Annotated in this window: 8 protein-coding genes; 1 reads left to right on the top strand and 7 read right to left on the bottom strand. The window is 36.7% G+C overall.

What is annotated here, in order from left to right:
• Positions 1-394: 394 nt before the first annotated feature.
• From J2S25_RS19495 to J2S25_RS19520, 6 genes are all read right to left on the bottom strand, one after another.
• Positions 395-1,528, bottom strand: coding sequence for an ABC transporter ATP-binding protein (locus J2S25_RS19495; protein ID WP_307192684.1), 1,134 nt, complete (start codon positions 1,526-1,528; stop codon positions 395-397).
• 85 nt (positions 1,529-1,613) lie between these two features.
• Positions 1,614-3,002 (bottom strand): extracellular solute-binding protein, encoded by a 1,389-nt coding sequence (locus J2S25_RS19500; protein WP_307192685.1) that lies wholly within the window; start codon positions 3,000-3,002, stop codon positions 1,614-1,616.
• A 22-nt stretch (positions 3,003-3,024) separates the two neighbouring features.
• Entirely contained in the window at positions 3,025-4,443 is a 1,419-nt protein-coding gene (locus tag J2S25_RS19505; protein ID WP_307192686.1) for an MBL fold metallo-hydrolase, read from the bottom strand.
• Between the two features lie 14 nt (positions 4,444-4,457).
• Positions 4,458-5,261, bottom strand: a complete 804-nt coding sequence (locus J2S25_RS19510) for an HAD family hydrolase (RefSeq protein ID WP_307192691.1) — start codon at positions 5,259-5,261, stop codon at positions 4,458-4,460.
• Positions 5,262-5,290: 29 nt separating this feature from the next.
• Positions 5,291-6,178, bottom strand: a complete 888-nt coding sequence (locus J2S25_RS19515) for a carbohydrate ABC transporter permease (protein ID WP_307192687.1) — start codon at positions 6,176-6,178, stop codon at positions 5,291-5,293.
• 13 nt (positions 6,179-6,191) lie between these two features.
• Complete coding sequence (locus J2S25_RS19520; RefSeq protein WP_307192688.1) at positions 6,192-7,277, bottom strand: carbohydrate ABC transporter permease; 1,086 nt, start codon at positions 7,275-7,277, stop codon at positions 6,192-6,194.
• Positions 7,278-7,630: 353 nt separating this feature from the next.
• Here J2S25_RS19520 and J2S25_RS19525 point away from each other — a divergent pair, with 353 nt between their 5' ends.
• Positions 7,631-8,587, top strand: coding sequence for a recombinase family protein (locus J2S25_RS19525; protein ID WP_307192689.1), 957 nt, complete (start codon positions 7,631-7,633; stop codon positions 8,585-8,587).
• An 85-nt stretch (positions 8,588-8,672) separates the two neighbouring features.
• Here the strand turns inward: J2S25_RS19525 and J2S25_RS19530 are convergent, their stop codons facing one another.
• Positions 8,673-8,987, bottom strand: a complete 315-nt coding sequence (locus J2S25_RS19530; protein WP_307192690.1) for a hypothetical protein — start codon at positions 8,985-8,987, stop codon at positions 8,673-8,675.
• Positions 8,988-9,226: the final 239 nt, after the last annotated feature.

Here is a 9,226-nt window from a genome sequence, read left to right on the forward strand (position 1 = left end):
AAAATAAAATATGAGAACAAACGCCAACAAACAAAAATCCAAGATAGAGATAACACATCTACTATCATTGACGTGAAAAAGACCGTCATAGCAAACCTAATTGCTCCCAATTGCCTTACACGACAAAATGAAACATTCGAATGAAGAAACGACCGTGTTGATTAAAAGAATCACTTTAAGTTTTTGTGTCCTATCAACGATCTTCCCCCAAAAAGTTGCGATAAAATCGCAATAAAAGGGCCAAGGAAGAAATTATGCAATTTGAGTACCTGTTAATCCAATTCCCAACTAGATACTGAGGTAATAACGAAAAAAAAGACCAAGTGCATAATAGGAAAATAAGTAATTCCCAATAAAATCATAGTATTCTTTAGTGGTCACCCTAATGTAAATCCTATACCGCTCCTGCCATTTCTCGTTTTATGATTTTTAAGTTTATTTTATTTTCTGTTTTTGCATCAAAAAAGTATATACTTTCCGTTTTAAAGCTAATATCTATTTGTACACCTGATTCTATTGTCATTTCGGAATGGAACCTTGCAATAATCGTTTCATTGTTTAATTGTAAATGGACATATTTCTCTGCCCCTGTTAATTCGATTAATCCTACTTTTGCTGAAGTATTCTTCTCTTCTCCGGAGTTGACAATGCTAATATTTTCCGGTCGAATTCCTAAGATTACTTCTTTATTTAAATACCCTTGTTCTTTTAATTGCTCACTAAGTACAGCAGGTAACTTAATTTGGTCCCTAACGGTATTCAAATAATGCTCATTTTGTTGCTTCTGTAGCGTTCCTTGAATGAAATTCATCGCAGGTGACCCGATAAAGCTAGCAACAAACTTATTTCTAGGATTCTCATATACTTCTTTGGGAGTTCCTACTTGTTGTATTTTCCCATCTTTCATGATGACAATTCTTGTTGCCATCGTCATCGCTTCTGTTTGATCATGAGTCACATAAATGAATGTCGCTCCAAGTCGTTGATGAAGCTTCAAAATTTCCCTCCTCATTTGAACTCTCAATTTTGCATCTAGGTTAGATAATGGCTCATCTAGTAGGAATACTTTTGGGTCTCTAACCATTGCTCGGCCAAGAGCAACACGTTGACGTTGTCCTCCTGATAATTCTTTTGGCTTTCTTTTCAATAATTCTGATAATCCAAGTATTTCAGCAGCCTGTATTACTTTTTCCTTTATAATCTCTTTTGGTACCTTTCGCAACTTCAATCCAAATGCCATATTGTCATAAACCGTCATATGTGGGTACAATGCATAATTTTGAAATACCATTGCAATATTTCGTTCTTTAGGCGGTACGTAGTTTACAATTGTGTCATCAATCGATATGTCACCTTTAGAAATATCTTCAAGCCCTGCAATCATTCGCAAGGTCGTTGATTTACCACAACCAGAAGGGCCAACAAACACGATAAACTCCTTATCATCAATATCTAAGGTGAAATTTTTCACTGCATGAAAACCATCTTCATAATGTTTGTCTAAGTTCTTAATCGATAATTTTGCCATTGTAGGAACCCTTCCCTTCATGATTTGAAAAGAGAGAGAACAGTATTCGTTCTCTCCATCTTTTCATAATTCTAATATTGCACTATTATTTGTATTTATTTAATGATTCTTGTGCATCCATATTCATTTTCTTTAATGCATCTTCTCCGTTTGCATTGTTATTTAAATGTAAACTTACTGCTGTCGCTACAGCATCATTCACAGCTCGAATAGCAGCTGTTGGAGCTGTGATACGAGCATACGGAACTACATTTTCAAAAGCTTGACGTTTTTGTGGGTTCGCACTATAGTCTTGTGACAATAAATCTGTGTCTTGAGCAGACTTTACAGCAGGAAAATACCCTGTCTTTGCAGCATAGATAGATTGTGCTTCTGGACTAGCGAAATACTTCATAAATACCCAACTAGCTAATTCTTCTTCAGGGGTAGATTTAAACATAACATGGTTCCCACCCCATAGCGCAGTAGATTTGTTAGATTCATCTCCTTGTGGAATTAAATCTATAGCCCAGTCAAACTTATTTTCTATTAAATCAATCTTAGTTGTTGAACGAGCAGTCGTTCCAATCTCCATAGCAGCTCTTTCATTCGTAAATTCTTGTTCAGTATCTTGTGCTATAACAGCAGCTCCCGTATCTACTAAGTTTTTAATAATGGTAATTAATTCAAGGGCCTGTTCATTGTCATAGTTTACGGTATGGTCTGAGAGATTCACAGGCTCTATACCATATGTTCTTAACCAGATTCCAAAGTTAGCTCCTAGATTTTCAGGAAGAGTTAAAGCTGGAACGCCTGTTTTTTCAAAAATTTCAATTGCTTGTTGTTCAAACTCTTTCCATGTAGTTGCTGGTTTATCAAATCCTGCTTGCTTTAAGATTTCTTTATTATAGTAAATTCCCATTGCACTATTACCATGGATCCAAGACATCGTTTTCCCATCATATTGAGGGATCGATTGACGCGCTAATACACCTGGAACAATATCATCTAATTCAGCTTGTGAATATCCATATTTCTCACTTTTTAAAAATGAATCTAGTGAAACAATTTTGTTAGCCTTCATGTACTCTAACGCATCACCTTCATATGCCATCGAAACATTTGGCAACCCTCCACCTTGAATGGAAGCTCTAATTTTTTTATTCAGTGCATCATATTCTCCTTGAAATACATTATTAACTTTGATCTTTCCTTCGTATTTCTTGTTAAATTTATCAACAATTTCATTTACAGCTTCTCCATAAATTGTTGCTTGAATATGCCAAAAATCAATTTCTACCGGACCATTTTCTCCAAGTTCCATTTTATCCCACTCATTATCACTAGTAGCAGATTCTTCTTTTTGATTCCAATTTGATGTATTTGAAGAATTCGAGCTATTTGACTGACTTAGTGTCGAAGACTCCGTATTATTACAAGCTGCTAGAACAATTGTGAAAAACAAAAGTATGACGATTGACAGTAATTTTTTCATTGATAATCCTCCTAAATTTGAATTAATTCATACTATCTTTTACATTATTTCTTAAAGTTGAAAGTAACTCAGTTACTACCACTTTTTCCCCGTAGGCAGGACAATATTTTGGCACACCTTTACTATCTACAAGAGATGGGTGTAAACTATGCAAGGGTATTACTACTTTCGGTTTGATTTCTGAGATAATTCGTGAAATCTCCTTTGGTGTAGCGTGACCTCCTGTAGCATAGTAATGATATTTCACACAAAATTCTTTAAGCCAGGCCTCTAAGACAGGATCTCGATTTGTTAGCGGATTACCATCCGCATGTATATAATGAGACTGCCCAACTTGCTCTCCTTGTCTTTCTAATTGTGAAATTAGCGGTGTATTTTCTTGAATTAAATAAATCGTATAATTGCTTTTATTAGATACAATTTCATTAATACATATTGTTTCATACGGTAGATCCTTAGTGATATTGATATCCGATTCTAATACACGGATGGTATCTTTTTCTGCTAAGGAAGGATGACCATTAAGTGACTTGATTCCTTGTGTAATAGATTCATGCCAAAGTGCCGCTGTTCGTCCATCCATGACTAGCTTCCGTCCTAGCTCTTTTGTCTTCATAATAAAATCAGCAACTCTTTCTACGTTTCTAGCAAGGATATTTACATAAACTAGACTAGTAGCTTCTTTTACTATCCTTGCATAATGGTCTGCGACTTCTACCTCTTGTACCATAACTGGATCGTCAAAGGCGCTTTCTTTTCTAAGGCTCGTTCCTTCTGTTAGTAAGATATCTACATTCGCTTCCTTACATAACGTAATAAAACGCTCCATTCGCTCGCTATTTCTTCCATGAGTTCTCCAGTCACCGGTAAAGGCAATCGTATGCTCCTTACTCTTAATTAAAAAACCAGATGCCCCAGGTGTATCATGATCGACTTCGACTAATTGCAATGTGAAATCTTCAAACTGAACGGTTTCTAAATCTTGTAATGAATGGATCGTTGCCGATGTGTCTTTATATTCACCAGATACGACGACACCACGATACACAGCATGCGCATCTTGATGCATATAAACCGTCGTCTCTTCATTGACATATGGTAGTAATGCCATATGGTCTTGGTGGATATGACTAATAAAAACACTTATATTTATATTGTCTGTCGCAGGCATCTTATCTTTGCCCCATAAATCAAAAACCGCTTGATACTCAAGCCCTTCAAGTTCCCTCTTATCATAAATAGGGAGAACTGGGGGAGCCATTCTTGTTAATATGTATTGCTGTAAGCCATGACTAGGGTGCGCTTGAACTTTTATATCAAATAATCCTCTCAACTGAAGACCTAAATCAAAAATAAGACTATGATTACCGTTAGAATATAAGATGTGTACCCCACCGATCGTATTTAATCCTCCGTAGAAAATAAGAGATTCCTGAGTCATTACTGTTCCTCCTTTTAATTCGTTGTCATTGTAGATAGTTCATTAAAAGATTTGAGTAGATCTGTTAGTTCATCAATCGTCTTTACGGTTCTATCCCAGTTAGAACTGTCCTCTGATGGATAAGGACTAATGTGAATTGTCCTACATCCTGCTATCTTAGCTGGCAATAAGTCATTGTACGCATGGTCTCCTATCGATAAAATTTCACTCGTTTCTAATCCTTCTCTAATTTGAATGGAACGAATCACCTCCGCTATTCCTATTGGTTTTTTTGAATCATAATGAATCTCATCAAAGAGCTTTGAAACCCCTAAATAATCCACAAAAGCTTGGGCAGATTGTGTATATGTATTTGTCATTAATACCTTCTTATATACATTCAGCTTTTCAATTTCATTAAAGAGAGTTGATTTTTTTTCAATTGCATAAGGCTCTTGTAGCATTTCCTCTCTCACGCGGTTAAATGATTCTTTTCTCTTGTCAGGAGAGATGTTCAAACGGCTAGAAATGATATTCATTACACTCCATGCATCACCACCATATAAATATCCCACAGATAATTGAGTTGTATCAGTTGTGCCAGAAAATTCGATTAATTCATCAATTGTATTAATTTTCTCCGGCGGTATGCAGTAATAAGAGCCTACACGAAACGAATGATGACCAGAAAAAATATTTTCTACTGTATCAACAATTGTTTCGTAATGTGGTTCCCATTTTGATTCCTCAACTAAATAGCGTAAGTATCTACGATAAAACGTTAATTCTTGATACATTGTTCCATCTAAATCCCAAATAACCGCTTTAATATCTTTCATCCATTCCAAAACAAATCCGCTCCTCTGCACTATTTTAATCCTGTACCAGCAATTCCATTGTTGAACCATTTTTGTGTAACAAAATATAAAAGGACAATTGGTAAAACAGTAAATGTGGCTGCTGCCATAAGTAAATGGTAGTAATGCCCCTCCTCGCTAATGAAATATAAAAGTCCAACTTGTAATGGCCTTAAGTGCTCACTTGAAGTAATGAGCAGTGGCCATAGTACTCCATTCCATTTACCAATGAAGCTTAACAATCCGGCTGTAATAATCGTTGGCCAAGAAATAGGAACTAACACGCGCCAGAGATACCCAAAGTGCGACATCCCATCTACTTGAGCTGCTAGCCAATAATCCTTTGAAACCGTTAAGAACGCCTGTCTTAAAAGGAACACAGTAAACGCGTCAGCAATAAATGGTAAGACCATCCCTGAATAAGAGTCGTATAATCCTTGACCACCTTGACCAAAGATGTCATTCCCTCCCATTAATGGCATATGACGTATCGTAATAAAGTTTGGTATTAACGTGACATCGTAGGGAATCATCATTGTAGCTAGAACTAAAATAAAAATAAAATTTCTTCCCGGAAAGCGAAAGTGGGTAATCGCAAATGCAATTGGGATGCATATCACTAATTGAACAAGTGTACCAAAGCCAGCGATGATTAACGTATTAATAAAATAACGTCCAAAAGTTGATTCCGGTTTCATCCAAGCATTCGTATAGTTCTCGATCACATTCCAAGTCTCTGGTATGAATGTTGGTGGCATCAAATTAATTTCGGCTTGAGTCTTAAATGAAGTTAACACCATCCAAATAAATGGAAATAAACTACTTAATGCAAGAATGACAATGACTACAATAACACTTAGTTTAAATAAGCGAGCTGACTGTTTAGGATCTTTAAACATGGAAACCTCCTTTCTAACGGTCGTAATGAACGCGTTTTTCTAACATGCGACGTTGAAGTAGTGTTAATAGGAAAATAATCATAAACAAAAGTACAGAAAGGGCAGAAGCATAGCCTACTTGGCCGTAAGCGTAGAAGTTTCTAAATATATATAATGGTAGTGACATCGTTGTTCCTAAAGGCCCACCTTCTCCACCTGAAAATACATAGAACGCATTGAATGATTCAAATGAACCGATAACCGAAACAATTAACAGTAAAAACAACATCGGCGACACTAATGGTAATGTAACATTTCGCATCAGTTGAAACATATTCGCTCCGTCAACTTTAGCTGCATCGTACAATTCTTTCGGGATACTACTTAATCCAGCTAATAAAATGACAATGTTAAATCCAATACTGCTCCAAATCGCAAAGAGCATAATAATGAGTAGTGCTAGACTAGGACCACCTAATTCAATCGGAATCGTACTGGGCCACTCCAAACCAATAAGTGTTAATAGCTTACTAAGTATCGGTTCAGGGTCAGATGTCCAATTTTGGGCAGGTAATCCAACAGCAGTTAATCCCGCGTTAGCCACACCAACATTCTGATGAAATATCCATTTAAATACCATAATGGCTGCTACTTGTGATGTTATATATGGTAGGAAGAAAATTGTTCGAAAAACACCTTGTCCCCTTTTCTTAAAATAATGAAAAAGAAAATAAGAGATAAGAAATGATAGAACAAGCGAAATTGGAATCGTTCCAACCCCATAGTAAATTGTAACAAGTAAACTTTGACCTAGATTGCCAATTTTCAAACCGAAAATTGGGTCTATGTAGACAATATCTCTTGTAAACATTTGAACATAATTTTGAAATCCAATGAATTCCTCTGGGAAATACCCCCACTTCCAAAAACTAATATATACTCCAAAGAACATTGGCCAAAATCGAAATAACAATAATAATGCTAATGCTGGTAATGAATAAAGAATACCCAGCTTGATTTGCTGTTTCTTAATGGAATATTCCCGTTGTTGATTCCTGAATAAATTTTTAAATAAGTCCTGGCACTTCATGAAACTTCGTGAACAAATTTTACCTATCAAACAACTCCACCTCACTTTTCAACAAATGTTTAATGTACCAACAATCGTTATATTACTCTCATTTTATTAAGCTCGTATTAAAGCGTTGTAAATTTACTGCTAATTCATGGCTTGCTGAATAAAAAGAACATGAGATAAAGGGATGGTTCTTTTAGAGGACAATCGGAAGTTTTGCGCGAAAAAAGGCACGATAAGCGGTTTTAACTGCTCGTCGTGCCTTTTGCTTTTTTAAGGTTTTTCTCTCCCCCGCAAAATTTTTGATTGCCTGAGAAGAATGAAGTCGCGCCATGGCGTGAGGACGATCTATGGGGTTTCAATCTTGGATTTCCTCTTTATTTCTGGAGTTTTTTTGATTGCTTGAAGGGATCAAGGGTATTCGAACATCAAATAGCTCATCTGGATATAGCTCCCCCTTACTTGAGGCAGATGGCATCAAGAATGGTGCCGGGCGAGACAAATGGCACACCAGCAACATAAATCAAATCCTCCGGAATGAAAAATATATCGGGGATGCACTCATTCAGAAAACTTACACCGTGGACTTCCTCACAAAAGAGCGAGTTAAAAACAACGGTCTTGTCCTCCAGTACTATGTAGAAAACAGTCATGAAGCCATCATCCCGCGTGAAATTTTCATGCTGGTCCAAGAGGAACTGATCAGACGACGCATTGTCCACACCAGCCCAAATGGTAAAAAGAGAACCTACAGCAGCAAACATTGTTTCTCTCAAATGATTATCTGCGGCACCTGCGGCGAGGTTTTCCGAAGGGTCCACTGGAACAATCGCGGCAAGAAGTCCATCGTTTGGCGCTGCGTCAGCCGCCTTGAAAACACTGGCCTATTCTGCGACGCTCGCACAGTTCAGGAGAGTAGCCTTGAGCAGGTTCTTATCAAAGCCATTAATGAAACCTTAAGTGAGAAGGACTCCTTCCTATCCATTCTAGAAAACAATATCGCCACAGTGATAAGCCAGGATAACAATCAAGCTCTAGCCGATATCGACAAGAGATTAGGAAAACTACAGGCAGAGCTTCTCAAACTGGCCAGCACAAAATCTGATTATGAGGATGTAGCTGATGAAATTTACACATTTAGTGAACAGAAGCAAAAAGTTCAAGTGGACAGCGCTAGCAAGGATGAAATCAAGAAGCGGATCGCTGACATGAGCGCCTTCCTAAATAAGCAACCCACCTCCATTACCGAATACGATGAGGCGCTGGTAAGGAGGCTAATTGAAAAGGTTACTATCCATGAGGACAAGTTCACTGTTGAATTTAAATCTGGGCTGATAGTTGATATAGAAGAATAAAAACAGCAAGGCACTCTACAATTAAACGTGTAGGGTGCCTTAAATGCTATGGCTAATATATTAATAGTAATGCGATAAAATCTTTTTACAGATAGTCCGGGAGTTTTGCATATTCTACAGTACTTAAAATATACTCCATATGCCTTGCCCACAAACTATAACATTCAATATTTCTTGGTTCGAGGTCAAATACTCCTTTATAAGTTTCATCTTCAGCAATCATCCATGGGGCGTACATCGGTGCGCCACCAGAACTGATTCCACGTGTAATAACTTTAATGTTATACTGTCTTTCAATTGAAAAATCGCCATATGCACTATCAATCTTCTTCTTTCTCAGACTACTTAAATGCCACGGATGTCTTTCCTCAATTTTTATATACTCTCCATCTATCATCATATTTCTTAAATCATTTAGGCATAGATCCCTATCAGAGCAACGATAATAATGATTTCTCTTTAATGCATATTCAAAAGCTTCATAACTAAACGTTTTAGAAGTTTTAATATTATCCCTGAATTATTCATACCTTCTTTAAATCCGTACACTTACTTGGAAATCAATTACATTTCTTTCATCTTTTTAAGGAAAAATCGTCTTTTCGCTTGAGGATGCAAGTCTTACCTAAATTAAAGAAA

Origin of the sequence: Mesobacillus stamsii (assembly GCF_030814065.1) — a bacterium.
In the GTDB taxonomy this organism is placed as follows: domain Bacteria; phylum Bacillota; class Bacilli; order Bacillales; family Cytobacillaceae; genus Mesobacillus; species Mesobacillus stamsii.